Origin of the sequence: Pseudomonas sp. NBRC 111140 (genome assembly GCF_001320885.1) — a bacterium.
Lineage (GTDB): Bacteria > Pseudomonadota > Gammaproteobacteria > Pseudomonadales > Pseudomonadaceae > Aquipseudomonas > Aquipseudomonas putida_P.
The window spans coordinates 18,001-43,801 of record NZ_BCBQ01000001.1 but is presented as its reverse complement, the minus strand read 5'-3'; the positions used below and the strand labels follow the sequence as shown (position 1 = coordinate 43,801).

Annotated in this window: 27 protein-coding genes; 21 read left to right on the top strand and 6 right to left on the bottom strand. The window is 63.4% G+C overall.

Annotated features, from left to right (window positions below; translation table 11 throughout):
• The first annotated feature begins 2 nt into the window (after positions 1-2).
• The 13 genes from paaH to paaZ all read left to right on the top strand — a co-directional run bounded on the left by paaH (position 3) and on the right by paaZ (position 13,890).
• Positions 3-1,520: a 3-hydroxyacyl-CoA dehydrogenase PaaH gene (gene paaH / locus APH42_RS00220; RefSeq protein ID WP_060492380.1), complete on the top strand. Its 1,518-nt coding sequence runs from the start codon at positions 3-5 to the stop codon at positions 1,518-1,520.
• Positions 1,513-1,953 (top strand): hydroxyphenylacetyl-CoA thioesterase PaaI, encoded by a 441-nt coding sequence (paaI, locus tag APH42_RS00215; RefSeq protein WP_012272255.1) that lies wholly within the window; start codon positions 1,513-1,515, stop codon positions 1,951-1,953. The genes paaH and paaI overlap by 8 nt, the downstream gene beginning before the upstream one ends.
• On the top strand, positions 1,946-3,166 hold the full coding sequence (pcaF, locus tag APH42_RS00210; RefSeq protein WP_060492379.1) for a 3-oxoadipyl-CoA thiolase: 1,221 nt from the start codon (positions 1,946-1,948) through the stop codon (positions 3,164-3,166). Before paaI ends, pcaF begins: the two co-directional genes overlap by 8 nt.
• 121 nt (positions 3,167-3,287) lie before the next feature.
• Positions 3,288-4,607 carry a phenylacetate--CoA ligase PaaK gene (paaK, locus tag APH42_RS00205; protein WP_012272257.1) on the top strand — a complete coding sequence of 440 codons (1,320 nt, stop codon included), beginning with the start codon at positions 3,288-3,290 and terminating at the stop codon, positions 4,605-4,607.
• 205 nt (positions 4,608-4,812) lie between these two features.
• Positions 4,813-5,802 carry a 1,2-phenylacetyl-CoA epoxidase subunit PaaA gene (gene paaA / locus APH42_RS00200; RefSeq protein WP_060492378.1) on the top strand — a complete coding sequence of 330 codons (990 nt, stop codon included), beginning with the start codon at positions 4,813-4,815 and terminating at the stop codon, positions 5,800-5,802.
• Positions 5,803-5,827: 25 nt separating this feature from the next.
• Complete coding sequence (gene paaB, locus APH42_RS00195; RefSeq protein WP_004374528.1) at positions 5,828-6,109, top strand: 1,2-phenylacetyl-CoA epoxidase subunit PaaB; 282 nt, start codon at positions 5,828-5,830, stop codon at positions 6,107-6,109.
• 8 nt (positions 6,110-6,117) lie between these two features.
• On the top strand, positions 6,118-6,876 hold the full coding sequence (paaC, locus tag APH42_RS00190; RefSeq protein WP_060492377.1) for a 1,2-phenylacetyl-CoA epoxidase subunit PaaC: 759 nt from the start codon (positions 6,118-6,120) through the stop codon (positions 6,874-6,876).
• On the top strand, positions 6,863-7,396 hold the full coding sequence (paaD, locus tag APH42_RS00185) for a 1,2-phenylacetyl-CoA epoxidase subunit PaaD (RefSeq protein ID WP_012272260.1): 534 nt from the start codon (positions 6,863-6,865) through the stop codon (positions 7,394-7,396). The genes paaC and paaD overlap by 14 nt, the downstream gene beginning before the upstream one ends.
• A 15-nt stretch (positions 7,397-7,411) precedes the next feature.
• The gene (paaE, locus tag APH42_RS00180) at positions 7,412-8,488 is read left to right on the top strand and encodes a 1,2-phenylacetyl-CoA epoxidase subunit PaaE (RefSeq protein WP_060492376.1); all 1,077 of its coding nucleotides are present in this window, start codon (positions 7,412-7,414) and stop codon (positions 8,486-8,488) included.
• 169 nt (positions 8,489-8,657) lie between these two features.
• On the top strand, positions 8,658-8,966 hold the full coding sequence (locus APH42_RS30290) for a DUF485 domain-containing protein (protein ID WP_012272262.1): 309 nt from the start codon (positions 8,658-8,660) through the stop codon (positions 8,964-8,966).
• Positions 8,963-10,525 carry a cation acetate symporter gene (locus tag APH42_RS00170; RefSeq protein ID WP_060492375.1) on the top strand — a complete coding sequence of 521 codons (1,563 nt, stop codon included), beginning with the start codon at positions 8,963-8,965 and terminating at the stop codon, positions 10,523-10,525. The genes APH42_RS30290 and APH42_RS00170 overlap by 4 nt, the downstream gene beginning before the upstream one ends.
• A gap of 39 nt (positions 10,526-10,564) precedes the next feature.
• Positions 10,565-11,797, top strand: a complete 1,233-nt coding sequence (locus tag APH42_RS00165; RefSeq protein ID WP_012272264.1) for an OprD family porin — start codon at positions 10,565-10,567, stop codon at positions 11,795-11,797.
• 38 nt (positions 11,798-11,835) lie between these two features.
• Entirely contained in the window at positions 11,836-13,890 is a 2,055-nt protein-coding gene (gene paaZ / locus APH42_RS00160) for a phenylacetic acid degradation bifunctional protein PaaZ (RefSeq protein WP_060492374.1), read from the top strand.
• A 47-nt stretch (positions 13,891-13,937) separates the two neighbouring features.
• Here the strand turns inward: paaZ and APH42_RS00155 are convergent, their stop codons facing one another.
• The 4 genes from APH42_RS00155 to APH42_RS00140 all read right to left on the bottom strand — a co-directional run bounded on the left by APH42_RS00155 (position 13,938) and on the right by APH42_RS00140 (position 15,592).
• A complete protein-coding gene (locus APH42_RS00155; RefSeq protein WP_012272266.1) occupies positions 13,938-14,207 on the bottom strand; it encodes a DUF6555 family protein in 270 nt (89 codons plus the stop codon).
• Between the two features lie 106 nt (positions 14,208-14,313).
• On the bottom strand, positions 14,314-14,523 hold the full coding sequence (locus APH42_RS00150; protein WP_012272267.1) for a general stress protein: 210 nt from the start codon (positions 14,521-14,523) through the stop codon (positions 14,314-14,316).
• Between the two features lie 120 nt (positions 14,524-14,643).
• A complete protein-coding gene (locus APH42_RS00145; RefSeq protein ID WP_012272268.1) occupies positions 14,644-15,195 on the bottom strand; it encodes an ATP-dependent Clp protease proteolytic subunit in 552 nt (183 codons plus the stop codon).
• A 22-nt stretch (positions 15,196-15,217) separates the two neighbouring features.
• On the bottom strand, positions 15,218-15,592 hold the full coding sequence (locus APH42_RS00140; protein ID WP_012272269.1) for a low affinity iron permease family protein: 375 nt from the start codon (positions 15,590-15,592) through the stop codon (positions 15,218-15,220).
• A gap of 152 nt (positions 15,593-15,744) precedes the next feature.
• Between APH42_RS00140 and APH42_RS00135 the strand changes: the two genes are divergently transcribed.
• From APH42_RS00135 to APH42_RS00125, 3 genes are read left to right on the top strand one after another with little or no spacing between them, the layout of a single operon-like run.
• A complete protein-coding gene (locus tag APH42_RS00135; protein WP_012272270.1) occupies positions 15,745-16,518 on the top strand; it encodes an endonuclease/exonuclease/phosphatase family protein in 774 nt (257 codons plus the stop codon).
• The gene (gene clsB / locus APH42_RS00130) at positions 16,515-17,717 is read left to right on the top strand and encodes a cardiolipin synthase ClsB (RefSeq protein ID WP_060492373.1); all 1,203 of its coding nucleotides are present in this window, start codon (positions 16,515-16,517) and stop codon (positions 17,715-17,717) included. The genes APH42_RS00135 and clsB overlap by 4 nt, the downstream gene beginning before the upstream one ends.
• Positions 17,717-18,670 (top strand): lysylphosphatidylglycerol synthase domain-containing protein, encoded by a 954-nt coding sequence (locus APH42_RS00125; RefSeq protein WP_060492372.1) that lies wholly within the window; start codon positions 17,717-17,719, stop codon positions 18,668-18,670. The genes clsB and APH42_RS00125 overlap by 1 nt, the downstream gene beginning before the upstream one ends.
• 45 nt (positions 18,671-18,715) lie before the next feature.
• On the opposite strand, the gene APH42_RS00120 is transcribed toward APH42_RS00125, so the two are convergent.
• The gene (locus tag APH42_RS00120; protein WP_060492371.1) at positions 18,716-19,180 is read right to left on the bottom strand and encodes a hypothetical protein; all 465 of its coding nucleotides are present in this window, start codon (positions 19,178-19,180) and stop codon (positions 18,716-18,718) included.
• A gap of 127 nt (positions 19,181-19,307) precedes the next feature.
• Between APH42_RS00120 and ligD the strand changes: the two genes are divergently transcribed.
• Genes ligD through APH42_RS00095 form a run of 5 tightly spaced genes read left to right on the top strand, consistent with a single transcriptional unit; the run spans position 19,308 to position 24,947 of the window.
• Positions 19,308-21,809: a DNA ligase D gene (ligD, locus tag APH42_RS00115; RefSeq protein ID WP_060492370.1), complete on the top strand. Its 2,502-nt coding sequence runs from the start codon at positions 19,308-19,310 to the stop codon at positions 21,807-21,809.
• A 40-nt stretch (positions 21,810-21,849) separates the two neighbouring features.
• Positions 21,850-22,893: an acyl-CoA dehydrogenase gene (locus tag APH42_RS00110; RefSeq protein ID WP_012272275.1), complete on the top strand. Its 1,044-nt coding sequence runs from the start codon at positions 21,850-21,852 to the stop codon at positions 22,891-22,893.
• Positions 22,890-23,642 (top strand): PIG-L deacetylase family protein, encoded by a 753-nt coding sequence (locus APH42_RS00105; RefSeq protein WP_012272276.1) that lies wholly within the window; start codon positions 22,890-22,892, stop codon positions 23,640-23,642. Before APH42_RS00110 ends, APH42_RS00105 begins: the two co-directional genes overlap by 4 nt.
• Before the next feature lie 10 nt (positions 23,643-23,652).
• Positions 23,653-24,252: a bifunctional 2-polyprenyl-6-hydroxyphenol methylase/3-demethylubiquinol 3-O-methyltransferase UbiG gene (locus APH42_RS00100; RefSeq protein WP_012272277.1), complete on the top strand. Its 600-nt coding sequence runs from the start codon at positions 23,653-23,655 to the stop codon at positions 24,250-24,252.
• The gene (locus APH42_RS00095) at positions 24,249-24,947 is read left to right on the top strand and encodes a glycosyltransferase family 2 protein (protein ID WP_060492369.1); all 699 of its coding nucleotides are present in this window, start codon (positions 24,249-24,251) and stop codon (positions 24,945-24,947) included. Before APH42_RS00100 ends, APH42_RS00095 begins: the two co-directional genes overlap by 4 nt.
• Here the strand turns inward: APH42_RS00095 and APH42_RS00090 are convergent.
• Complete coding sequence (locus tag APH42_RS00090; RefSeq protein ID WP_060492368.1) at positions 24,942-25,763, bottom strand: Ku protein; 822 nt, start codon at positions 25,761-25,763, stop codon at positions 24,942-24,944. The genes APH42_RS00095 and APH42_RS00090 overlap by 6 nt on opposite strands.
• Positions 25,764-25,801: the final 38 nt, after the last annotated feature.

Below are 25,801 nucleotides of genomic sequence, written 5' to 3'. Positions count from 1 at the left end.
ACATGAGCGCACTCGCAAGCAATGTGCAGGTGGCGGTGATCGGTGCCGGTGCCATGGGCGCCGGTATCGCCCAGGTGGCGGCCCAGGCCGGCCACCCAGTGAAGCTCTATGACAACCGCCCGGGGGCAGCTGCCCAGGCAGTGGCGGGTATTGATCGGCAGCTGGCCCGGCAAGTGGAAAAGGGCAAGCTGCAGGCCGTTGAACGGGAAGCGATCAGCGCCCGTCTGTGCCCGGTCGATACGCTCGAAGCTCTGGCTGATGCCGGCCTGGTGATTGAAGCCATCGTCGAAAACCTGCAGGTGAAACAGGCGCTGTTCAGTCAGCTCGAATCCCTGTGCGGCGCCGACTGCATTCTTGCCAGCAACACGTCGTCGCTGTCCATCACCAGCCTTGCTGCCGGTCTTGAGCGCCCGCAGCACGTGGTCGGCATGCACTTCTTCAACCCTGCTCCATTGATGGCGCTGGTCGAAGTGGTGTCTGGCCTGGCAACCGCCCCGACAGTTGCCGCATGCATCTATGCCACTGCCCAGGCCTGGGGCAAACAGCCGGTGCACACGCGCTCTACACCGGGGTTTATCGTCAACCGCGTGGCGCGGCCGTTTTATGCCGAAAGCCTGCGCCTGTTGCAAGAAGGTGCCGCCGATTGCGCCAGCCTCGATGCGCTGCTGCGCGAGGCCGGGGGCTTCCGCATGGGGGCGTTCGAACTCACCGACCTGATCGGCCACGACGTCAATTACGCTGTCACTTGCTCGGTTTTCGATGCGTTCTATGGTGATTTCCGCTTCCAGCCATCACTGGTGCAGAAAGAACTGGTGGACGCCGGTCGCCTTGGGCGCAAGACCGGCCAGGGCTTCTATAGCTATGCCGAGGGCGCCGAACGCCCCCAGCCTGCCGAACTGCACAGCCTCGCCATTGCAGGTGCCTGCGTTGTCGAGGGCTGCCTGGGCGTGATGCAACCGCTGGCCGAACGCCTGCGCCAAAGCGGCATTGCCGTGACCCAGCGCGCCGGCAGCGGCCTGATCCAGGTGGGCGATGCCACCCTGGCCCTGTCCGACGGCCGTTTGGCCAGCCAACGCGCCCGTGAAGACGGCCTGCGTAACCTGGTGCTGCTCGACCTGGCGCTGGACTACGGCAGCGCCACGCGTATCGCCATTAGCTGGTCGGCCGATACCAGCGAAAGTGCCCGCGACCAAGCCATTGCCCTGCTGCAGCGCGCAGGCCTTAAAGTGACCGGCGTCGCCGACCTGCCAGGCCTGGTGGTACTGCGCACCGTCGCGATGCTCGCCAACGAAGCCGCCGATGCCGTGTTGCAGGGTGTCGGCAGCGCTGCCGACATCGACCTGGCCATGCGCGCCGGCGTCAATTACCCCTGCGGCCCTCTGGCCTGGGCCGCGAACATCGGTATTGGCCACACCCTGCGCGTACTGGACAACCTGCAACGCAGCTATGGCGAGAGTCGCTACCGCCCTTCCCTGCTGTTGCGCCGCTGCGAAGCCAAAGGAGGCACCCTGCATGACTGAAGTGGAACTGGCACAAGCCTGTGCCGACGCCATGTACGCCCGCGACCAGGCCACTCAGGGCCTGGGCATCAGCCTGTTGGATGCCGGGCCGGGCCGGGCCAGCCTGCGCATGCCGGTACGTGCCGACATGATTCAGGGCCATGGCACCTGTCATGGTGGCTTCCTGTTCGCCTTGGCCGATTCGGCGTTTGCCTTCGCCTGCAACAGCTACGACCAAGCCACCGTGGCGCTGGGCTGCAGCATCGACTACCTGGCCCCGGCATTGCGCGATGACGTGCTCACCGCTCACGCCAGCGAAGTCAGCCGCAAAGGCCGTACCGGCCTGTACGACGTGCGCATCGACAACCAGCGCGGTGAGCTGGTGGCGATGTTCCATGGCAAATCCTACAAAGTGCGCGGCACCGTGCTGGCGCAGGAGACGCAAGATGACTGAACCGACCCTCGCCGATGCCTTGATCATCGACGCCGTGCGCACCCCCATTGGCCGCTATGCCGGCGCCTTGAGCAGCGTTCGCGCCGACGACCTCGCGGCCGTCCCGCTCAAGGCGTTGATCCAGCGCCACCCCGAACTGGACTGGAAGGCCGTTGATGACGTGATCCTCGGGTGCGCCAACCAGGCAGGCGAAGACAACCGCAACGTGGCCCACATGGCCAGCCTGCTGGCCGGGCTACCGCTCGAAGTGCCGGGGACTACCATCAACCGCCTGTGCGGTTCTGGCCTGGATGCCATCGGCAATGCGGCCCGCGCCCTGCGCTGTGGTGAGGCCGGGCTGATGCTGGCTGGCGGCGTGGAGTCGATGTCGCGTGCGCCGTTTGTAATGGGCAAGTCGGAACAGGCATTCGGTCGCACGGCGGAACTGTTCGACACCACCATCGGCTGGCGTTTCGTCAACACACGGATGAAGGCCGCCTACGGTACCGATTCGATGCCGGAAACTGCCGAGAACGTGGCTGAGCAGTTTGGTATTTCCCGCGCCGACCAGGATGTTTTCGCCCTGCGCAGCCAGCACAAGGCTGCCGCAGCGCAGGCCCGAGGTCGCCTGGCCCGGGAAATCGTGCCGGTCGAGATTGCGCAGCGCAAAGGCCCGGCCAAAGTGGTCGAGCATGACGAGCACCCACGCGGCGACACGACGCTGGAGCAGTTGGCCAAGCTGGGTACTCCATTCCGAGAGGGGGGGAGCGTAACCGCCGGCAATGCCTCAGGGGTCAATGACGGCGCCTGCGCCCTGCTACTGGCCAGCAGCGACGCTGCCCGCCTGCATGGTCTGAAAGCGCGCGGTCGCATCCTCGGCATGGCCGTGGCCGGGGTTGAGCCGCGGCTGATGGGCATCGGCCCGGTGCCGGCAACCCGCAAGGTACTTGAAATGACTGGGTTGTCGCTGGCTGACCTGGATGTCATCGAGCTCAACGAGGCCTTCGCCGCACAAGGTCTGGCCGTGTTGCGCGAGCTAGGCCTCACTGACGACGACGCGCGGGTCAACCGCAACGGTGGCGCGATTGCCCTGGGCCATCCGCTGGGCATGAGCGGTGCGCGGCTGGTGACCACGGCGCTGCACGAGCTGGAAGAGACGGGCGGTCGTTACGCCTTGTGCACCATGTGCATCGGCGTTGGCCAGGGCATTGCCATGGTCATCGAGCGCCTCTGAGCGGTTCACACCATCCGCCTGTTACCGAACTGAACGCAGCCGTATATGCTGCCTCCATGACACTCACCGCGCGGCCTGCAACCGCAGGCGCGCGGCGTACAAGAACAATTCGAGTGAAGCCATGAATATGTACCATGATGCCGATCGTGCCCTGCTGGACCCGATGGAAACCGCCAGCGTCGACGCCCTGCGCCAGCATCAGCTGGAGCGTTTGCGCTGGAGCCTGAAGCACGCCTATGACAACGTGCCGCTGTACCGTCAGCGCTTTGCCGAGTGCGGCGCCCACCCCGATGACCTCAAGTGCCTTGAAGATCTGGCGAAGTTCCCCTTCACCGGCAAGAACGACCTGCGCGACAACTACCCCTACGGCATGTTCGCAGTGCCGCAGGAAGACGTGGTGCGCTTGCATGCTTCCAGTGGCACCACTGGCAAGCCGACGGTGGTCGGCTACACCCAGAACGACATCGACACCTGGGCCAATGTGGTCGCCCGCTCGATCCGTGCCGGTGGCGGGCGCAAAGGCGACAAGGTGCATGTTTCCTACGGCTATGGCCTGTTCACCGGTGGGCTTGGTGCGCACTACGGCGCCGAGCGCCTGGGCTGTACAGTCATCCCCATGTCCGGCGGCCAGACCGAGAAGCAGGTGCAGCTGATTCGCGACTTCCAGCCCGATATCATCATGGTCACCCCATCCTACATGCTCAACCTGGCCGACGAGATCGAGCGCCAGGGCATCGACCCGCACGACCTCAAGCTGCGCCTGGGCATTTTCGGTGCCGAGCCCTGGACCGATGAACTGCGCCGCTCGATCGAGCAGCGTCTGGGTATCAACGCCCTCGATATCTATGGCTTGTCGGAGATCATGGGCCCAGGGGTGGCGATGGAATGCATCGAGACCAAGGACGGCCCGACCATCTGGGAAGACCACTTCTACCCCGAAATCATCGACCCAGTCACCGGCGAAGTGTTGCCGGACGGCCAGCTGGGCGAGCTGGTGTTTACCTCACTGAGCAAGGAAGCGCTGCCGATGGTGCGCTACCGCACCCGTGACCTTACCCGTCTGCTGCCCGGCACCGCCCGGCCCATGCGCAGAATCGGCAAGATCACCGGCCGCAGTGACGACATGCTGATCATTCGCGGGGTCAACGTGTTCCCCACGCAGATCGAGGAGCAGGTATTAAAAATAAAACAGCTTTCAGAGCTTTATGAGATTCATCTGTATCGCAATGGCAACCTGGACAGTGTCGAGGTGCATGTGGAGTTGCGTGCGGAGTGCCAGCACCTCGATGAAGGCCAGCGCAAGCTGGTTATCGGGGAATTGAGCAAACAGATCAAGACCTACATCGGCATCAGCACCCAGGTGCACCTGCAACCCTGCGGCACGCTCAAGCGCTCAGAAGGCAAGGCGTGCCACGTGTTCGACAAACGGTTGGCCAGCTGAGTCATTCGGCTGCCTTTTCGGCCCCGGCATGGTCCGGGGCTTTTTTTTGCCTGTTGGAGCGGCCTTGCGTCGCGATTGGCCTGCAAGGCAGCCCCCGTCGGTGGGCAATGTGATACACAAATCTTATTCGATACATATAAAACTGTTTGACGTTATGTTTTGTATCGCTTACAAATGACTCATGCCTCAGCAGGAGTCTGAACTCATGTACGCACAGCTAGTGGAAACCGGAGTCAAGCGCGTCAAATCGCTGGAAGAAATGTCCCCCGAGGAGCGCAACTTCCAGGAAAAGATCGACGCCGAAATCAAGATCGAAGCCAAGAACTGGATGCCCGAGGCCTACCGCCAAACCCTCATCCGGCAGATCTCCCAGCACGCCCACTCGGAAATCGTCGGCATGCTGCCCGAAGGCAACTGGGTCACCCGCGCCCCCAGCCTCAAGCGCAAGCTGCAGTTGATGGCCAAGATCCAGGACGAAGCCGGCCACGGCCTGTACCTGTACAGCGCCATGGAAACCCTGGGTGCCGACCGCGACGAAGAAGTGGCCAAGCTGCACAGCGGCAAGGCCAAGTATTCAAGCATCTTCAACTACCCCACCCTCAGCTGGGCCGACATGGGCGCAGTGGGCTGGCTGGTAGATGGCGCGGCCATCGTCAACCAGGTGGTGCTGCAACGCACCTCCTACGGCCCCTACTCCCGCGCCATGATCCGTATCTGCAAGGAAGAGAGCTTCCACCAGCGCCAGGGCTACGAAATGCTCCTGACCATGATGCGTCATGGCACCCAGGCCCAGAAGGACATGGTCCAGGACGCCATCAACCGCCTGTGGTGGCCTGCGCTGATGATGTTCGGCCCCAGCGACGAACACTCGCCCAACAGCGCCCAGTCGATGGCCTGGAAGATCAAGCGCCAGACCAACGACGAGCTGCGCCAGCGTTTCATCGACCAGACCGTGCCACAGCTCGAGCTACTTGGCTGCACTGCCCCGGACCCTGAGCTGAAGTGGAACGCCGAACGCGGCCATTACGACTTCGGCGAAATCCAGTGGGACGAATTCTACGAAGTGATCAAGGGCAATGGCCCGTGCAACCTGGAACGTGTCGCCACTCGGCGCAACGCCATCGAGAGCGGTGCCTGGGTACGCGAGGCCGCCGTGGCCTACGCGCGCAAGCAACAGAACAAGAACGCCGCCTGAGCGGCGATTGATGCGGAGATCGAAAATGTCTGTCTGGACCCTCTACGAAGTGTTCGTGCGCAGCAAGCACGGCCTTAACCACAAGCATGTCGGCAGCGTGCACGCTGCCGATGCCGCCATGGCCATCGAGAACGCCCGCGAGCTGTACACCCGCCGCAGCGAAGGCGTGAGCCTGTGGGTGGTGCCTTCGGCGCTGATCACCGCCTCCTCCCCCGACGAGAAAGACCCGCTGTTCGCCCCCTCGGACGATAAGGTCTATCGCCATGCCAGCTTCTACGAGCTGCCCGACGAAGTCGGACACATGTGAGGTTGGCCATGCATAAAGAAGCCCTTATTCCTTACCTGCTGCTGCTCGGCGACAGTGCCCTGGTGCAGGGCCAGCGCCTTTGCGAATGGTGTGGCCGTGCGCCTGCCATCGAAGAAGAGCTGGCCTTGATGAACGTCGGCCTCGACCTGGTCGGGCAGGCGCGCAACTGGCTGGAGTATGCCGCCGAGCTGCTCGATGACGGCCGTGATGCCGATGCCCTGGCTTTGCGCCGTGACGAGCGCGCCTACCGCAACCTGCTGCTGGTCGAGCAACCCAACGGCGACTTTGCCGTGACCATGACCAAGCAGTTTCTCTACGACGCCTGGCACTTCGCCGTGCTTCAGGGGCTGGTCGAGTCCAGCGATGCGCGTGTCGCCGGCATCGCCGCCAAGGCCCTGAAGGAAGTCACCTACCACTTGCGCCGCTCCAGCGAGTGGGTACAACGCCTGGGTGATGGCACCGAAGAAAGCCGCCAGCGCATGCTCGCCGCTATTCCGTCACTGTGGCGTTTCACTGTCGAACTCACGACCGGCAGCGACAACGAAGTGCATTTGGCCGAAGCCGGTATCGGCGCCAACCCTGCCGCTGTCGGTGCCGCCTGGCTCCAACAGGTCACAACGACCTTCACTTCGGTCGAGCTGCCGCTGCCCAAGGCCGCCAGCCACTTCTACCTGGATGGCCGCAAAGGGCTGCACACCGAGCACTTGGGCCTGCTGCTGGCCGAGATGCAGTTCCTGCCAAGGGCCTACCCCGATGCAACCTGGTGAGCTGATTGCCGGCGACCGCGGTGCGCGGGCGCTGCAAGGGGGCGACCTGGCACGCGCCTGGGCGGTATTGGGCCAGGTCATGGACCCGGAAGTCCCGGTGGTCAGCGTGGTCGACCTGGGGATCGTGCGCGACCTCGACTGGCGGGCCGGCCACCTGCACCTGGTGGTCACCCCGACCTACTCCGGTTGCCCGGCCACCGAGGTGATCGAGGGTGATATCCGCCAGGCGCTGGAACAGGCCGGTTTCGCCGCGCCAGCGCTTGAGCGCCGGCTGACCCCGGCCTGGAGCACTGACTGGATCAGCGAGCTGGGCCGCGAGCGCCTGCGTGCTTATGGCATCGCACCGCCGCAAGGCAGCGCCAGCAAACGCAGCCTGCTTGGCGAAGCGCCTCAGGTGTGCTGCCCGCAATGCGGCAGCACCCATACCGAATTGCTCAGCCAGTTCGGTTCCACGGCCTGCAAGGCGCTTTACCGCTGCCGCGAGTGCCTGGAGCCGTTCGACTATTTCAAATGCATTTGAGCCGTGGAGAACGCCATGAGCCAGTTTCACAGCCTGACCATCAAGCAAGTGCGCAACGAGACCCGTGATGCGGTGTCGATCGCCTTCGATGTACCCGAGCACCTGCAGGACCAATTCCGCTTCACCCAGGGGCAGTACCTGGTCATGCGTACCCAGCTGGATAACGAAGAAGTCCGCCGCTCCTACTCCATCTGCAGCGCGGTGCAGGACGGCGAGCTGCGTGTGGCCGTCAAACGTGTGCCAGGCGGGCGTTTTTCCGCGTTTGCAAACGAAGTGCTCAAGGCCGGCCAGCAGCTGGAAGTGATGCCGCCATCGGGCAGCTTCTTCGTGCCGCTGGACCCGACTCGCCAGGGCAATTACCTGGGAGTGGCGGCCGGCAGTGGCATTACGCCGATTCTGTCGATCATTGCCACGACCCTGGCCAGCGAGCCGAACAGCCGCTTCACCTTGCTGTATGGCAACCGTTCCAGCTCGGGCGCGCTGTTTCGCGACAAGCTCGAAGACCTGAAAAACACCTACCTCGACCGCCTGAACCTGATTTTCGTGTTCAGCCGCGAACAACAGGACGTTGACCTGTACAACGGCCGCATCGACGCCGACAAGTGCGGCCAGCTGTTCTCACGCTGGCTGGACGTGCCCGGCCTGGACGCCGCATTCATCTGCGGCCCGCAGGCAATGACCGAGACGGTGCGTGACAGCTTGCAAGCCAACGGCCTGGAAAAACAGCGTATCCATTTCGAGCTGTTCGCCGCTGCCGGCAACGAAGCCCGACGCGAGGCCCGCGAAGCTGCGCACCAGGTGGACGCGGCGCTCAGCCATATCACCGTGATCAGCGACGGCCGCGCGCTGACCTTCGACCTGCCGCGCAACACCCAGAACGTGCTGGACGCCGGCAACGCCATCGGCGCCGAGCTGCCCTACTCGTGCAAGGCCGGCGTGTGCTCCACCTGCAAGTGCCGAGTGATCGAGGGCGAAGTGGAAATGGACAGCAACCATGCCCTTGAAGACTACGAAGTGGCGGCCGGGTACGTGCTGTCGTGCCAGACCTACCCGGTGAGCGACAAGGTGGTGCTCGATTTCGACCAGCTTTGACACCGCGTCGCCTGTTTCGCGGGCGCGCCCGCTCCCACAGGGATCGCACAAAGGCGAAGAGCAACGCCTTACCTGTGGGAGCGGGCAAGCCCGCGAAGAGGCCATCAGCAACACCGCAACACCCGCGTGACCTCAACAAAACAATTACAACACCCAGAGATCGCAACCCATGACACCCGAACGCATAGAAAGCATCGCCAACCACCCCGACTTCCAGCACCTGGTGCGGCGCAAGCGCCGTCTCAATGGCAGCCTGACCCTGGCCATGCTGGTGATCTACTACGGCTTCGTCCTGCTGGTGGCGTTCTCGCCCAGCACATTGGGCCAGTCCCTCAGCGGCGGCGTGACCACTGTCGGCATGCTGGTGGGCGTGCTGATGGTGCTGCTGTCCTTCGCCCTTACCGGCATCTATGTGCACCGCGCCAACAACGTGCTCGACCCGCTCAACGACAAGGTCAAGCAGGAGTGCGCACAATGAACTGGACCGCCATTTCGATGTTCATGGTGTTCGTCTGCTTCACGCTGCTGGTCACCCGCTGGGCTGCCCTGCGCACCCGCTCAGCCAGCGACTTCTACACCGCTGGCGGGGGGCTGACCGGTATGCAGAACGGCCTGGCGATCGCCGGTGACATGATCAGCGCCGCGTCGTTCCTGGGTATTTCCGCGATGATGTTCATGAACGGCTACGACGGCCTGCTGTATGCCCTGGGCGTACTGGCCGGTTGGCCGATCATCCTGTTCCTGATTGCAGAGCGCCTGCGCAACCTGGGCAAGTACACTTTCGCCGACGTGGTCAGCTACCGCCTGGCGCAAACCCCGGTGCGCCTGACCTCGGCCTTTGGCACCCTGGTGGTGGCGTTGATGTACCTGGTGGCGCAGATGGTCGGCGCCGGCAAGCTGATCGAGCTGCTGTTCGGTATCAGCTACCTGTACGCCGTGATGCTGGTCGGTGTGCTGATGGTCGCCTATGTCACCTTCGGCGGCATGCTCGCCACCACCTGGGTGCAGATCATCAAGGCCGTAATGCTGCTGTCGGGCACCAGCTTCATGGCCTTCATGGTGCTCAAGCACTTTGGTTTCAGCACCGAAGCGATGTTTGCCAGCGCCGTGGCCGTGCATGCCAAGGGCCAGGCGATCATGGCCCCGGGCGGCTTGCTGTCAAACCCAGTGGACGCGATTTCTCTCGGTTTAGGCATGATGTTCGGCACCGCCGGCCTGCCGCATATTCTGATGCGCTTCTTCACCGTCAGTGATGCCAAGGAAGCACGCAAGAGCGTGTTCTACGCCACTGGCTTCATCGGTTACTTCTACCTGCTGCTGATCATTGTCGGCTTTGGCGCCATCGTGATGGTTGGCACCGAGCCGTCCTACCGCGATGCCACCGGCGCCATCATCGGCGGCGGCAACATGGTCGCCGTGCACTTGGCCCAGGCCGTGGGTGGCAACCTGTTCCTCGGCTTCATCTCTGCCGTGGCTTTCGCCACCATCCTGGCCGTGGTCGCCGGCCTGGCGCTGTCCGGGGCATCGGCGGTCTCCCACGATCTGTATGCCTGCGTGATGCGCAAAGGCAAGGCGACCGAGCAAGAGGAAATGCGCGTGTCGCGTGTTGCCACGCTGGTCATCGGCCTGCTTGCGGTGATCCTCGGCCTGATGTTCGAGTCGCAGAACATCGCCTTCCTCTCCGGCCTGGTGCTGGCGGTAGCCGCCTCGGTCAACTTCCCGGTGCTGCTGCTCTCGATGTTCTGGAAAGGCCTGACCACCCGCGGCGCGGTGTGCGGCAGCATGGCCGGCCTGGTCTCGGCGGTGCTGTTGGTCGTGCTGGGCCCAGCAGTGTGGGTCAACGTGTTGCACAACGAGACGGCGCTGTTCCCCTACAGCAACCCGGCACTGTTCTCCATGAGCCTGGCCTTCCTCAGTGCCTGGGTGTTCTCGGTTACCGACAGCTCCGAACGTGCCGTCGAGGAACGTGGCCGCTACCTGGGCCAGTTCATCCGCTCCATGACCGGCATCGGCGCTGCCGGCGCCAGCAAGCACTGATTTCAAGGACGAACAACCATGTCGGGTAAAACAACAACAATGAACCGCACGCACTTCATGTCAGCCGCCTGGCTGGCCACCCTCGCCCTGCCAATGCCGGCGCTGGCGGACTTCATCGGCGACAGCCATGCACGCCTGGAGCTGCGCAACCACTACATCAACCGCGACTTCCGCCAAAGCAATGCGCCCCAGGCCAAGGCCGAGGAATGGGGCCAGGGCTTCACCGCCAAGCTGGAGTCGGGCTTCACCGAAGGCCCCGTCGGCTTTGGCGTCGACGCCATGGGCCAGTTGGGCATCAAGCTCGACTCCAGCCGGGACCGTCGCAACACCGGCCTGTTGCCCTTCGGCCCGAACAGCCATGAACCCGTCGACGACTACAGTGAGTTGGGCCTGACCGGCAAGGTGCGGGTGTCCAAAAGCACCCTGCGCCTGGGCACCTTGCAGCCGATTCTGCCGGTGGTGGTGTACAACGACACCCGACTGCTGGCATCCACCTTCCAGGGTGGCCTGCTGACCAGCCAGGACCTCGAAGGCCTTACTTTCAATGGCGGCCGCCTGACCAAGGCCAACCTGCGCGATTCCTCGGGCCGCGATGACATCGGCTACGGCGCCGCGACCAGCGACCACCTGGACTTTGGTGGTGGTAGCTACGCCATCACCCCGCAAACCAGCGTCAGCTACTACTACGCCAAGCTTGAGGACATCTATCGCCAGCAGTTCGTCGGCCTGATCGATACCCGCCCATTGAGTGAAGGGGTGAGCCTGCGCAGCGACCTGCGCTATTTCGACAGCCGCAATGATGGCGCCGAGCGTGCCGGCAACATCGATAACCGCAACTTCAACGCCATGTTCACCCTGGGTGTACGGGCGCACAAGTTCACCGCCACCTGGCAGCAGATGTCCGGTGACAGCGCCTTCCCGTTCGTCAACGGTGGCGACCCGTTCACCGTCAACCTGGTCACCTACAACACCTTCACCCGGGCCGGGCTGGACTCGTGGCAAGTGCGCTACGACTACGATTTCGTTGCCATGGGTATCCCTGGCCTGAGCTTCATGTCCCGTTACACCGACGGCCGTCATGCGCAAACCGCCACCGTCAGCAATGGCCGCGAGCGCGAGCGCGATACCGACATCACCTATGTCATCCAGAGCGGCCCGTTCAAAGACGTCAGCCTGCGCTGGCGCAACGTCACCTTCCGCTCCGGCAATGGCCTGACCAACGCCGTGGACGAGAACCGCCTGATCATCGGTTACACCCTGGCGCTGTGGTAACAGCGCCCCCCTCACATTTGAACAGCATGGAGAACAGCATGTCTGCCGCCCCTACTCTGCAAAGTTTCATCGCCGGCCGTTGGCTCGGCCAGCACGGCGCCCAGGCCCTGCGCAGCGCCCTTGACGGCCACGTGCTGGCCTACAGCCATGAAGAGCGCCCGGACTTCGCCGAAGCTGTGGATTACGCGCGAGCGCGGGGGCTGGCCTCGCTGATGGGCATGGACTTCCAGCAGCGCGCCCAACGCCTCAAAGCCCTGGCGCTGTATTTGGCCGAACGCAAGGAGCAGCTCTACGCCCTGTCCCACCACAGCGGTGCAACCCGTGCCGACAGCTGGATCGACATCGAAGGCGGCAACGCCACGCTGTTTTCCTATGCCGGCATCGGCGGCCGCGAGCTTCCATCAGGCAACCTGGTGCACGAAGGCCCAGCCATCCCGTTGGGCAAGCAAGGCCACTTCTCCGGCAGCCATATTCTGGTGCCGCGTGCAGGCGTTGCGGTGCACATCAACGCGTTCAACTTCCCCATCTGGGGCATGCTGGAAAAATTCGCCCCGACCTTCCTGGCCGGCATGCCATGCATCGTCAAGCCAGCGACCTCGACCAGTTACCTGACCGAGGCTGTGGTGCGCCTGATGAATGCCTCCGGCCTGCTGCCCGAAGGCAGTCTGCAACTGGTGATCGGCAGTACCGGCGACCTGCTCGACCGCCTGCAAGGCCAGGACGTGGTGACCTTCACCGGTTCCGCCGACACGGCCGCCAAATTGCGTGTCACGCCGAACCTTGTACGCAATTCGGTACCGTTCACAGCTGAAGCCGACTCGCTGAACTGCGCCATTCTTGGCCCGGACGTTACCCCGGACAGCGAAGAGTTCGACCTTTACATCAAGGAGGTGGTGCGTGAAATGACCACCAAGGCCGGGCAGAAATGCACCGCCATCCGCCGCGCCATCGTGCCGGCCAAGCATATCGATGCGGTCGCCACGCGCCTGCGCGAGCGGTTGAGCAAAGTCGTGGTCGGTGACCCGTCGGTGGAAGGCGTGCGCATGGGCGCCTTGGCCTCCCACGATCAGCAGCATGACGTGGCCGAGCGCGTGCGCAGCTTGCTGCAAAGCTGTGACCAATTGTTCGGCGCCAGCGACGGCTTTGCCCCGCGTGGCGAGGGCGTGGCCGAGGGCGCCTTCTTCGCCCCGACTCTGCTGCAAGCCCGCGACCCGCATGCCGAAGGTGGCGCCCACGATATCGAAGCGTTCGGCCCGGTCAGCACGCTAATGGCCTATGACGACCTCGACGAAGCCTTGGCGCTGGCGGCGCGTGGCAAAGGCAGCCTGGTGGCGACCCTGGTTACCGCCGACCGCAGCGTGGCTGCCAAGGCAATCCCGGCGGCGGCTGCCTGGCATGGCCGCCTGCTGGTGCTCGACAGCGAGGCCGCCAAGGAATCCACCGGCCACGGCTCGCCACTGCCGCAACTCAAGCACGGCGGCCCGGGCCGGGCCGGTGGTGGTGAAGAGCTGGGTGGCCTGCGGGCGGTCAAGCACTACCTGCAGCGCGCCGCCATACAAGGTTCGCCGAGCATGCTCACGGCGGTCACCGGCGAATACGTGCGTGGTGGCGAAGTGATCGAAACCGAAGTGCACCCGTTCCGCCGCTACTTCGAGCAACTGCGCATCGGCGAGTCGCTGCTCACCCATCGGCGCACTGTGACGGAAGCTGACCTGGTCAATTTCGGCTGCCTGTCGGGCGACCATTTCTACATGCACTTCGACGAAATCGCCGCGAAGGAATCGCAGTTCGGTAAACGTATCGCCCACGGCTACTTCGTGCTGTCGGCGGCGGCCGGGCTGTTCGTGTCGCCCGGTGCCGGGCCAGTGCTGGCCAACTATGGGCTGGATACCTTGCGCTTCATCAACCCGGTGGGCATTGGCGATACTATCCAGGCGCGCCTGACCTGCAAGCGCAAGATCGACCAAGGCAAGACCAGCCCGCTGGGGCAGCCGCAGGGTGTGGTGGCGTGGGATGTCGAGGTGACCAACCAGCTGGGTGAGCTGGTGGCCAGCTATGACATCCTGACATTGGTGCTGAAAAAGCCACAATGACCCGTTGAAGCATTGGCCTCTTCGCGAGTCAGCCGCGCAGAGGCCAATTACCCTGTCGCCGCCGGGTCTCCCGCCGATTGGTTTGGCTTGCTTCCTGAAACCCGCCAGCTCACGGCGGTAATCCCATAGCGTTCGGCCATGGGCCGGCTGACCTTTTTGATCTTTTCGCGACCAAACTTGGGAATGATGCCGATGCCCGCATCGCAACTTGCCCAATGCCAGGCTTCGGCATTGTCCAGCCGCTCCAGACGAATGATGAAACTGCGCGGCTGGCCATGCAGTTGGTAATCGATGATGTACAGCTGTGGGCCTGGCATCGCTGGGGCCTCCTCTTCTCCATGGATGACACCCTGATTGATCAGGCCATGGCCAGAAAATTCAAAATTTCGGCGAACAATTGGCATCATCTGCGAGCGCTGTCACTCATTGGCTACGGCTCCCGCCGTGGCTGTTCTGCCCACCCTTGCGGCCTGCTTCCGAAGCCCGTTGGCGATCGTTGGCGAAGTTACCGCCAGAGGCCTTGCCGCCCTTTTGGCCAGCGCGCGAAGCCCGTTCCCGGTCATTGGCGAAGTTGCCTGGGTTGGTTTCCTTGGTGCCGCCGCGCTGGCGGGTTCGCTCTTGGTCTTGCGCCATGTCGTTTCTCCTTGCGATGGGTTCGCTGGTCGCATGAATCTTTGCCATGCCTAGCTTCCGAGCCTCTGAATGATGAGTCTGCTCAATGGTTTTGCCGGCAGCTGACCAATGGCACGAAACTCAGGCATGCACACTCCACTGAACGGCCTCCACCCCGATCGGCATTTCGTCAATGGCATCAATCAGCCCGTTCTCCATCGCCTCGCGTGGCCCTAGAATCCGCGGATAGGCCATCAGGTAGCGTGGCACATCCAGCACCTCGGCTGCCCCCTCGGTCCGCTCGGTGACGATCTGCGCATAGAGCCGCAGATCGTAATCCAGGCTCATCGCATACTCGGCCATCCGTGAATGGTCCACCGAACCATGCAAAGTCCAGTGAAACGGATGGAACAGGAACTTGCTGAAACTGCACGCCGTGCGCCGTTCTCCGGCCAGGAACAGGATATTGCCCATGGATTCCACGGTGCCCAGGTTGTGGGTATGCACCTCCACTGGCAACGCCCGCAGAAAATTGTACAAAGTGAACCCATAGCTGCATTCACCGCCCATGGTGGCGATGTTCAGTTGCAACACCTCGGCCCCCTGCTGCAACGCCCGCGAACAGGTACTGATCAGGTTGCCACAGGTCGAGGAATTGATCGGCCCGGTGAAGTGGATGATATGTCTGGCCATGCTTGCCTCCAGGGTTGGCAGCTCATTCCTTGGTGTTCTGCGCATCGTTGCCCTGCCCGGCCATTTGTCGGTACTGCTTGCGCAGGGCGTGCAGCTCGGCGGGGTCCATATCCTCCAGGTCCAGCAGCGCCTTGTGTGCCCGGCGCGTGGTGCGCAGCAGTTCGTCGATCTTGATGTGCAGTTCGTCGTTGTCGCGGTTCTGGGTGTTCTGGATCAGGAACACCATCAGGAAGGTGATGATGGTGGTCGAGGTGTTGATCACCAGTTGCCAGGTGTCATTGAAGTGAAACAGCGGCCCGGTCACTGCCCAGGTCAAGATCAGCAGGCAGGCGATGCCAAAGCTCAGCGGACGTCCGGCCCAATTGGCCAGCCAGTGGGCGAAGCGGTCGAATTTCATGCTGGCACCCTTCCACGAAGCGGATAACCGGTGGAAACGTCAGCCGCTCTAAAGTTCAACCCGACATCAGCACTTCCCATTGGTCACGTGCGCTGAACCCAGCGGGGGCTCCACCAGTCGCACATTCAGAGCAACTGAATGGAAGGCGCCTTGTGGACAAGACCCTGCCCGCCCCAAACCGTAGCATCGACACAGTCACCACGGTGCGCCGGCTCAATGTGCTGACGCTTAACGTGCACAAGGGCTTCACCTTCTTCAACCGGCGCTTCATCCTGCCCGAGTTGCGCGAGGCGGTGCGCGCCACCGGCGCTGACCTGGTGTTCTTGCAGGAAGTGCACGGCAGCCACCAGCAACATGCCCAGCGCCATGCGGCCTGGCCAGAAACGCCGCAATACGAGTTTCTCGCCGACAGCATGTGGCCGCAGTTCGCCTATGGGCGCAATGCCGTGTACCCGCATGGCGACCACGGCAACGCGTTGCTGTCGAAATTCCCCATCAGCCACTTCAACAACCTGGATGTTTCAGTGCAGGGCAACGAACAGCGCGGCTTGCTGCATTGCCAGCTGGAAGTGCCGGGCCATGACCAGGTGCATGCGGTGTGCGTACACCTGGGCCTGCGTGAGGCCCACCGGCAGCGCCAGGTCACGCTGATGCTGGACCTGTTGGCCAGCCTGCCGCCCCAAGCGCCGGTGATCGTCGCCGGCGATTTCAACGATTGGCGGCTTAAGGCCGACGCCGTGCTCTGCGAGCACCTGATAGAGGCCTTCGGCAAGCCAGCGCGCAGTTTCCCCGCGCGCCTGCCGTTGTTACGCCTGGACCGCATCTACTTGCGCAACGCCGTGCCCGGTGCTGCCCAGGTGCTGTCGAAATACCCGTGGTCGCACCTCTCCGACCACGTCCCACTGGCTGCGGAGATCAACCTGTGAACCGACCTTGGGTAGACGGCAACAGCGTGCAGTTGCTGATCAATGGCGAGCAGTACTACCCCCGCGTGTTCGAGGCCATGGCCCAGGCGCGAGAAGAAATCCTGCTGGAAACGTTCATCATCTTCGACGACAAGGTTGGCCAGCAACTGCAGCAGGTGCTGATCGATGCGGCCCGGCGCGGCGTGCGTGTGGAAGTGGCGGTAGACGGCTACGGCACCGCCGACCTGCCAGGCGCGTTCATTTCGGCGATGACCGATGTGGGCGTGAGCTTCCACGCGTTCGACCCGCAGCCGCGGCTAGTGGGCATGCGTACCAACCTGTTCCGGCGCCTGCACCGCAAGATCGTGGTGGTCGATGGTGAGCGGGCCTTCATCGGAGGCATCAACTACAGCGCCGACCACCTAGGCGACTTTGGTGCCATGGCCAAGCAGGACTATGCCGTGGAAGTCACCGGCCCGGTGGTTGCACAGGTACATGCCGCCAGCAAGCGCCTGATGTCGCCAGTGCTGCAGCCACCCAGTGCGGTTCGCCCGGTTACCGAGCCTGCCGGGGCCAGCAGCGCCGTGCTGGTCGAGCGCGACAACGGGCTGCGCAGTACCGATATCGAAGCCCACTACCTTCAGGCTTTTCGGGGGGCCAAGCAGCGCATCGTGGTCGCCAATGCGTATTTCTTCCCAGGCTACCGGCTGATGCGTGAGCTGCGCAATGCAGCCCGGCGTGGCGTGGAAGTGCGTTTGATTTTGCAGGGCCAACCCGACATGCGCTGGGTCCGCGCACTCTCACGCCTGCTGTACAACTACCTGCTGCGCGACGGCGTGGTGATTAACGAATACTGCCAGCGGCCGCTGCATGGCAAGGTGGCGCTGGTGGACGACCAGTGGGCCACCGTCGGTTCCAGCAACCTCGACCCACTGAGCCTGTCATTCAACCTGGAGGCCAATCTGTTCATCCGTGACCGAGCCTTCAACCAGCAACTGAATCAGCACCTGCAGGCCCTGGCCAACGAACACTGCAAGCCAGTCACCCTGGAGCGCATGATTCGCGGTTACTGGTGGCGGGCACCGCTGATTTTCGTATGTTTCCACGTGATTCGCCATTTTCCGCGCATTGCCGGCTGGTTCCCGGCGCACCGCCAGCGGTTGCGCTCGGTGCAGCCGGAAGCCGAGCCGCAGGGCGACTTGCACGAGGGCAGCACCTGATGGCGCGCAAAGGCTGGCAAAGCTGGGGCAAACGCTTGTTCACGCTGGCGTTCCTGGTCCTCATCCCTGTGTTGCTGTACCTGCTGGCGCGTAACCTGGACTGGAACGAAGTGCGCCAGTCCTTGCTGGCCTACAAACCTGGTGCCCTCGTCATAGGCTTGGCGATTGCGCTGTGCAGCTACCTCACGTTCGCCAGCTACGACCTGCTGGCACGGGCTTACACCGGCCACCACTTGCCTGTCCGGCAGGTAGTGCCCATCGCGTTCGTGTGCTACGCCTTCAACCTCAATTTCACCACCTGGGTGGGCGGCGTCGCCTTGCGTTACCGGCTATACGGGCGCCTTGGCCTGGACACGGCGACGATCACACGCATTCTAACCCTGGGCCTGCTGACCAACTGGATGGGCTACATGCTACTGGCCGGCACAGTATTTGCTTTGGACCTGGTCGAGCTGCCCAGTAACTGGGCGGTGGGCGCTACAGGCTTGCGCCTGATCGGCCTGCTGCTGCTGGCGATCGCCGGCGGTTATCTGCTGGCCTGTGGTTTTGCCAAAAAGCGCACCTGGTGCTGGCGCGATCACGAAGTGACGCTACCGTCGCTGCGCCTGGCGTTGAGCCAGGTGGCGCTGGGCGCCAGCAACTGGGCACTGATGGCGCTGCTGATCTTCTGGCTTTTGCCGGGCAACGCGTTTTACCCCTCGATACTAGGCATTCTGCTGATCAGCTGCGTGGCTGGCGTGGTCGCGCATATACCGGCCGGGCTCGGCGTGCTGGAGGCAGTGTTTCTGGCTCTGCTACACGGGCAGATGGCCCAGGGCACGCTGGTGGCTGCCCTGCTGGGCTATCGCACGCTGTACTACTTGATCCCGCTGCTGCTGGCGGTGATCTGCTACCTGATCCTGGAAAAGCGCGCCAAAGCCATGCGCCAGGACGACACACCCGCCCAAACCTGACACTGGCTTCAGGGCAACGTCCAGCCGCTCAGCGGCTCGGCTCGCTCAAGGCTTGCTGTCCTCGTCAATGACCGCATCATCGCTCCACGGTATGCCGTCCAGCGGCGCGGACCGCGCCAGCTCGGCCTCGTCCAAGCCTATGCCGCCCCCGATCTCATCGGCGTTCACCTGCCGCAAGGTCTGATCCGCCGGGCCCTCACTGTCGCCAGACTCATACGGGTCGCGGGCACCTGTTTCGTCCAGCAGAGTGTCCGGGCTCAAATCGTCATAGGTGACGTTGTCTTCATGCAGGCTATCACTCAGCGCCTCGCCGCCGGTCATGCCGCTTTCGGCCACACGCCGTGGTGAAAACTCCCGAGCGACGTCGTCGGCCGGTCGTTCGTCGCCCACACGTCCTTGTCGCTCATCCAGGCGCTCATCGAAGTCCAACTCGTGGACGCTGCCCATGCGGTCTTCGGTGTCATCGATTTCTGTAGGGGTGTACGGCTTGGGTTTATCTGTTCTGGCCATGTGGGTTCTCCGTCGGTTGGCTTCATTCGGTCGACTGCGTCTGCCTGTTGAAGATTCAGAGTTTTTTGAACTACCCCTCACTGCAGCGCCTCCCACCTTAGAGACTGCGAACCACCCGGAGCCCTCCATGGCCAAGCCCCTGCAGGAATATGCGCGCAAGCGTGACTTCAGCGCCACGCCCGAGCCAGACGGCAGGCGCAGCCGTGGTAAACAGGCCCACGCCCTGCTGTTCTGCATCCAGAAGCATGACGCCAGCCACCTGCACTATGACTTCCGCCTGGAGCTTGATGGCACCCTGAAGAGCTGGGCGATCCCCAAGGGGCCGTCGCTGGACCCCAAGGTGCGCCGACTGGCCGTGCATGTGGAGGACCATCCGCTGGACTACGCCGACTTCGAGGGGCATATCCCCGAAGGCCACTATGGTGCAGGCGATGTGATCGTTTGGGACCGTGGCATATGGGAGCCCGAGGGCGATGCCCGTGAGGCTTATGCCAAAGGCAAGCTGCGCTTTCGCCTGCAGGGTGAAAAGCTCAGTGGTGTGTGGAACCTGTTTCGCACCCACCTGGCCGGCAAAAAGGAGCAATGGATGCTGGTGAAGTCCCACGATGGCCAGGCGCGCAGCGAAGCTGACTACAGCATTGTCGAGGCCCAGCCCGACAGCGTGCTCAGCGACCGCACCTTGTTGCCACGCAAGGCCGCTGCAAAAAAGGCCACTACACCGCGCACCAACCGTCAACGCACCGGAAAAGGCCAGCATGCGCCGTTGCCAGCGCAGCTACAGCCGCAGCTTGCAACGTTGGTGGATTCCCCGCCTAGCGGCGACTGGCGCTATGAAGTCAAGTTCGACGGCTACCGCATCATGGCCCGCATCGACGGCGAAGACATCCGCCTGTTCACCCGCAATGGCCACGACTGGAGCAGCAAAATGCCCCGGCAGGTCGCTGCCTTGCGCGCGCTGGGTGTCGGTTCGGCCTGGCTCGATGGCGAAATGGTGGTGGTTGACGAAAACGGCGCAGCAGACTTCCAAGCCTTGCAGAACGCCTTCGATACCGAGCATGACGAAGGCATTGCCTATTACCTGTTCGACCTGCCGTTTCTTGGTGGTCGGGACCTGCGTCAGGTACCGCTGCAGGGCCGCCGCGACACCTTGCGCCAACTGCTTGGGCACGATGAGTCGGACGTACTCAAGTTTTCTGCCGACTTTGACCAGCCTGTCGAATCCCTGCTCGACAGCGCCTGCCGTCTGCAGCTCGAAGGGCTGATCGGCAAACGCGTCGACAGCCCGTACAGTGGCCGCCGCAGCTCGGACTGGGTCAAGCTCAAGTGCAAGCAACGCCAGGAATTCGTGATCGTCGGCTACACCGACCCCAAAGGCAGCCGCAGCGGCTTCGGGGCCTTGCTGCTGGCCCTGCACGACAACGACAGTGGTGAGCTGCGCTATGCCGGAAAGGTAGGTACCGGCTTCAGTGATACCACCCTGGCCACGCTGCTTGCCCGGTTAACGTCCCTGGAAACTGCCAAGCCAGCCGTGGCCAGGCCGCCCACCGGTGCCGAAGCCCGTGGTGTGCATTGGCTGCAACCGAAACTGCTCGCTGAAGTCGCCTATGCCCAGATGACCCGTGATGGCATCGTACGCCACTCGGTTTTCCACGGCCTGCGCGACGACAAGGCGGCAACAGCTATCGACCTGGAGCGCGCCATGCCCGCCAAGACCGTGCCTAAGCGCAGCAAGCAGGCCAAGACGTCTGAAACCCCGGATGAACTGCACCTGACACATCCTGACAGGGTGATCGACGCCACCCTGGGTGCGACCAAGCGCGAAGTCGCCGAATACTATGCCGACATCAGCCAATGGATCCTGCCACAGCTCAAGCACCGCCCGGTGGCGCTGGTTCGCGCACCGGACGGCCTGGCCGGCGAGCTGTTCTTCCAAAAGAATGCGGGCCAGCTGCACATACCCAACGTGCTTAGCTACGAAAAGGCCGAGGCCGGCCAGGCGGCGATGGTTATCAATCGCCCAGACACGCTGCTAGGCGCGGTGCAGATGAACATGCTTGAACTGCACACCTGGAACGCCACGGACAAGGACTTCGACAAACCCGACCGCTTCGTGCTCGACCTGGACCCTGACCCCGCGTTGCCCTGGAAGGCCATGCTGGAGGCGACTCAGCTCACCCTTACCCTGCTTGACGAGCTAGGCCTGAAGGTGTTCCTGAAAACCAGTGGAGGCAAAGGCATTCATGTTGTAGTGCCGTTGACCCGGCGCGCCGGCTGGGACGAAGTCAAAGGCTTCAGCCACGCCATCGTCAACTACCTGGCCACGTTGTTCCCGGACCGTCTCAGCGCGGTTTCTGGGCCGAAAAACCGTGTTGGGCGCATCTTCATCGATTACCTGCGCAACAGCAAAGGCGCCACCACCGCGTGCGCTTACTCCCTGCGAGCCCGAGAGGGGCTGCCTGTTTCGGTGCCCATATGGCGCGAGGAGCTGGTGCAGCTCAAGGCCGCCAACACGTGGAACATCGCCAACGTGCGCGAGCGTCTCGCAGCAGTCGAAGACCCATGGGCCGACCTGGGCAATGTGCGCCAGTCCATCACTGCCCGCATGCGCAAGCAACTGGGGCTCTCGTGATGGCGCAACAGCGAATGGACATGACCCGGGAGACACGCCCATGAGCATCGTTCAAGACTTCAACCTGACCACCCTTGACCGCCTGTTGCGCGCCTTTGGCGAACGCCAGCAAGCGCTTAACCTCGATACCCAGCTGCCGCAGCTGATTCAGGCGCTGCAAGCTGACCACCTGGACCTGCTGCCCTTGCCGGGGCAAGGCAACACCCTGCGTCGCTGGCAGACCTTGGCCCGCGTGGCGGGTTGCGACCTGGCTCTGGCCAAACTCTATGAAGGCCACACAGATGCCCTGGCAATTCTGGCCGAGTGTGGTGCCGCGTACCAGGCGCGCGACGGCATCTGGGGCGTGTGGGCCGCCGAACCGCCTGATGCCCGTACGCGGATCACGGCTCGCGAAGGTAAACAGGTGCTATTGAACGGCCGCAAGGCCTGGTGTTCAGGCGCCTTGCAGATCGACCGGGCGTTGATCACCGCCTGGGATGAGGCGGAGCAACCGCAACTGGTGGCCATCGAATTGTCGCAACCGAGCCAGGGTTTGAACATCGAGCATTGGCAGGCTGTAGGCATGGGCACGACTGCCAGCGTCGAACTGTCGTTCAACGACACTCCTGGTACGCTCATCGGCAAGGCCGGCCAATACCTTGCACGCCCAGGCTTCTGGCACGGCGGTGCAGGCATCGCCGCCTGCTGGTTCGGCGCGGCTGAAGCGCTGGCGGACTACCTGCGCGAACACTGCCGCAGGCCCCGCCCCGACCCGCATGCCGATGCCCATCTGGGGGCCGTTGACGCTGCGTTGTACGGTGCCCGCGCAGCGCTGCGCGAGTGCGCCGCCTGGATCGACCTGCAGCCTGCAGCAGATGCCAGTTTCGAAGTGCGCCGTACCCGTGCCCAGGTAGAACAGGCGGTGGAACAGGTGATCAGCCATGTCGGGCGAGCGCTGGGCGCCACACCCTTCTGCCGCAGCAGCCACTTTGCTCGGCTGAGCGCCGATCTGCCGGTGTTCATTCGCCAAAGTCATGCCGAGCGTGACCTGGCGGTGTTGGGCCAGCAGTTGGCCCAGGGGCCGGCCGGAGCCTGGCAGCTATGAACGAGAATCTGATTCAGTCGAGCAGTGGCACGCCTTGGGCATCCTGGCAACAGGCCGCGCATCTGGCCCGTGCTACCTGGCTCGATCCGCGCCAGCTTTGCCCGCCAGGGCGCCGCCTGGTATTGATTGCACCCCACCCGGACGACGAAATACTCATGGCCGGCGGCCTGCTGGCGGGGTTCACCGGTCGCGAAGAAGAACTGGTGCTGATTTCCGCCACCGATGGTGAGGGCAGTCACCCAGGTTCCAGCCACTGGAGCGAGCACCGCTTGCGTCGCCAGCGCCCTCTGGAGAGCCGCCAGGCCCTGAAGCAGCTGGGCCTGGAGCCAAACCAGATGGACTGGCGCAGGCTGCATCTCAAGGACGGCCAGCTGCCGCGTGAAGAAGCGTTTCTGGTTAGCCACCTCACCCAGTTGCTGCGGCCCGATGACCTGTTGATGGCTACCTGGCGTAATGACGGGCATTGCGATCACGAGGCCGTCGGCCGCGCTGCCGCGCATGCGGCGGCGGCCCGCCAGGTGCAATTGGCCGAGGTACCGGTTTGGGCATGGCATTGGGCAGAGCCTGACGATCCACGTCTGCCGTGGCCCCGTGCCCACCGTCTGCAACTCGATGAAAGCCGCTTGGCACGCAAGCGCAAGGCGTTGGCCGCTCACGTCAGCCAGCTGGGACGGGACGACGAACAGCCAGTGCTGCCGTCCAATCTGCTGGATTGTCTGCTGCAACCTTTCGAACTGGTCTTTCTGTAGTGGAGCCTTCATGAGCCTCGATTCGCAGTATTTCGCCGAGCTTTACGCCACCAACGAAGACCCTTGGGCCTTCCGCACTCGCTGGTACGAGAAACGCAAGCGCGAGTTGGTCATGGCCAGCCTGCCTCGGCAGTGCTATCAGCGAGTGTTCGAGCCAGCCTGTGCCAATGGCGAGCTCAGTGCGCTGCTGGCCGAACGCTGCGCCGACCTGCTCTGCCAGGACCTGGACCCGACCGCTGTGAACCTGGCCCGCGTGCGGCTTGCACAGGTACCCAATGCCTCGGTGGAACTGGCCCGGTTACCTACGCACTGGCCGAGCGGGCGCTTTGACCTGATCGTGCTCAGCGAAGTGGGCTACTACCTCGACTCCACCGACTGGCTGCATGTGATCGAGCAATCAGCGGCCAGCCTGACCTACGACGGTGGGCTGCTGGCGTGCCACTGGAAGCATCCCATCGTCGGTTGCCCGCAGGATGGCCGTGAAGTGCACCGCATGCTCGCCCGGCACCTGCCGCTGTATCAGCAGTTCCAGCATGAAGAGGCGGACTTCGTGCTGGAATACTGGTCCTGCCAGCCCAGCGTGGTCGACCTCGACGAGACCTGCCCATGATTGCCGTGGTCATCCCTGCGCATAACGAAGCGCGCCGGCTGGGACGCTGCCTGCGGGCGGTGCTGGTCGCTGCCCAGCAGGCGCAGCAGGCGGGGTACCGCGTGGAGGTGCTGGTGGTACTCGACCGCTGCAGTGACGCAAGCGCTGCGGTGGCAAGGCGTTTCGGTGTCCAGGCCTTGATGGTGGATGCCGGGAATGTCGGCATGGCGCGCCGGGTGGGTGCGGCGCACATGCTCGAACGCGGCGCGCAGTGGTTGGCCTGCACCGATGCAGATAGCCGGGTACCGGCACACTGGCTGATGTCGCAGCTGGCCTGCAGCGCCGATGTGGTGTGCGGCACGGTGCACATCGACTACTGGCAACCCTGGCACACAGCCGCCCTGCGCAAGGTGTACCAGAGCCGCTATGAAGCGCGCGAAGGCCACCGGCATGTGCACGGCGCGAATCTGGGGGTATGTTCCGATGCCTACGCGCGGGTGGGCGGCTTCAAACCGTTGGCGGCGCATGAAGATGTGCAACTGGTCAGTGACCTTCAGGCCTGCGGCGCACAGATCGTCTGGACCGCCAGGCACAGCGTGGCCACCAGCAGCCGGCTTGACAGCCGCGCCCGCGAAGGGTTTGGTGATTATCTGGCGAGGTTGCAGGCACAGGCCTCGCAAAGCGCCCCCGACAGCCCTCCGGTTAAAACCTCATGACGCCTTGCGCGCTTTCTTCGCCGGCTTCTTGCCTGCCAGGCTGCGCTTGAGCAGTTCGGTAAGGTCGAGGATGTCCGCACCCTTTCCAGCACTCGCAGCGTCGCCGTTCACCACAGACTCGATCTTGCCCTTGCTGGCCTTCTCTTCCACCAGGTCCAAGATGGTCTGGCGGAAGGCATCGTGATACGCCTCGGGCTTCCAAGGCTCGCTCATGTCCTCCACCAGACGCTTGGCCATGTCCAGCTCGCGCTTTTCCACCTTGTTGTCCGTCACGCTGCTGTCCAGTTCCAGCGTCTCCAGCCCGCGTACTTCTTCGGGCCAGCGCAGGGTAATCATCACCAGCGCGTCGTCCAGGGGGCGCAGCAGCGCCAGATGCTGGCGGGTATGCAGAACCACGGTGGCCAGTGCCACCTTGCCGGTCTTCTGAAGCGTCTCGCGCAGCAAGGCATACACCTTGCCACCACGGCGGTCTGGGGTTAGGTAGTACGGCGTATCGAAATGCTGCAGTGGGATCTCGCCAGCTTCGACGAAGGAAAAGATATCGATGGTCTGGGTCGCTTCGGGCCGAGCCTTGCGGATCTCTTCCTCGCTGATTACCACGTAGCGGCCCTTCTCGAATTCGACGCCCTTGACGATGTTGTCCTTGTCGATTTCCTTGCCGGTCACCTTGTTCACCCGCTTATAGCCCACAGGCTCCATGCTGCGCTTGTCGAGCCAGTCGAAATCCACCCGCTCGGTACGCACGGCGGTATGGAGTGCCACGGGGATGTGCACGAGGCCAAAACTGATGGCGCCTTTCCAGATTGCCCGAGCCATGAAGTGCTCCGAAGATTGCCTGCCGATACCAGAAGTGA

Coding starts and splice junctions, on each gene's coding strand:
- paaC (WP_060492377.1), top strand. CDS start 6,118: ATGCATAAAGAAGCCCTTATTCCTTACCTGCTGCTGCTCGGCGACAGT.
- paaE (WP_060492376.1), top strand. CDS start 7,412: ATGAGCCAGTTTCACAGCCTGACCATCAAGCAAGTGCGCAACGAGACC.
- paaA (WP_060492378.1), top strand. CDS start 4,813: ATGTACGCACAGCTAGTGGAAACCGGAGTCAAGCGCGTCAAATCGCTG.
- ligD (WP_060492370.1), top strand. CDS start 19,308: ATGGCCAAGCCCCTGCAGGAATATGCGCGCAAGCGTGACTTCAGCGCC.
- APH42_RS00125 (WP_060492372.1), top strand. CDS start 17,717: ATGGCGCGCAAAGGCTGGCAAAGCTGGGGCAAACGCTTGTTCACGCTG.
- APH42_RS00170 (WP_060492375.1), top strand. CDS start 8,963: ATGAACTGGACCGCCATTTCGATGTTCATGGTGTTCGTCTGCTTCACG.
- APH42_RS00155 (WP_012272266.1), bottom strand. CDS start 14,207: ATGCCAGGCCCACAGCTGTACATCATCGATTACCAACTGCATGGCCAG.
- APH42_RS00120 (WP_060492371.1), bottom strand. CDS start 19,180: ATGGCCAGAACAGATAAACCCAAGCCGTACACCCCTACAGAAATCGAT.
- pcaF (WP_060492379.1), top strand. CDS start 1,946: ATGACTGAACCGACCCTCGCCGATGCCTTGATCATCGACGCCGTGCGC.
- APH42_RS00150 (WP_012272267.1), bottom strand. CDS start 14,523: ATGGCGCAAGACCAAGAGCGAACCCGCCAGCGCGGCGGCACCAAGGAA.
- paaZ (WP_060492374.1), top strand. CDS start 11,836: ATGTCTGCCGCCCCTACTCTGCAAAGTTTCATCGCCGGCCGTTGGCTC.
- APH42_RS00165 (WP_012272264.1), top strand. CDS start 10,565: ATGAACCGCACGCACTTCATGTCAGCCGCCTGGCTGGCCACCCTCGCC.
- APH42_RS00090 (WP_060492368.1), bottom strand. CDS start 25,763: ATGGCTCGGGCAATCTGGAAAGGCGCCATCAGTTTTGGCCTCGTGCAC.
- APH42_RS30290 (WP_012272262.1), top strand. CDS start 8,658: ATGACACCCGAACGCATAGAAAGCATCGCCAACCACCCCGACTTCCAG.
- paaK (WP_012272257.1), top strand. CDS start 3,288: ATGAATATGTACCATGATGCCGATCGTGCCCTGCTGGACCCGATGGAA.
- paaI (WP_012272255.1), top strand. CDS start 1,513: ATGACTGAAGTGGAACTGGCACAAGCCTGTGCCGACGCCATGTACGCC.
- paaH (WP_060492380.1), top strand. CDS start 3: ATGAGCGCACTCGCAAGCAATGTGCAGGTGGCGGTGATCGGTGCCGGT.
- APH42_RS00145 (WP_012272268.1), bottom strand. CDS start 15,195: ATGGCCAGACATATCATCCACTTCACCGGGCCGATCAATTCCTCGACC.
- paaB (WP_004374528.1), top strand. CDS start 5,828: ATGTCTGTCTGGACCCTCTACGAAGTGTTCGTGCGCAGCAAGCACGGC.
- APH42_RS00105 (WP_012272276.1), top strand. CDS start 22,890: ATGAACGAGAATCTGATTCAGTCGAGCAGTGGCACGCCTTGGGCATCC.
- APH42_RS00140 (WP_012272269.1), bottom strand. CDS start 15,592: ATGAAATTCGACCGCTTCGCCCACTGGCTGGCCAATTGGGCCGGACGT.
- APH42_RS00100 (WP_012272277.1), top strand. CDS start 23,653: ATGAGCCTCGATTCGCAGTATTTCGCCGAGCTTTACGCCACCAACGAA.
- APH42_RS00110 (WP_012272275.1), top strand. CDS start 21,850: ATGAGCATCGTTCAAGACTTCAACCTGACCACCCTTGACCGCCTGTTG.
- paaD (WP_012272260.1), top strand. CDS start 6,863: ATGCAACCTGGTGAGCTGATTGCCGGCGACCGCGGTGCGCGGGCGCTG.
- APH42_RS00095 (WP_060492369.1), top strand. CDS start 24,249: ATGATTGCCGTGGTCATCCCTGCGCATAACGAAGCGCGCCGGCTGGGA.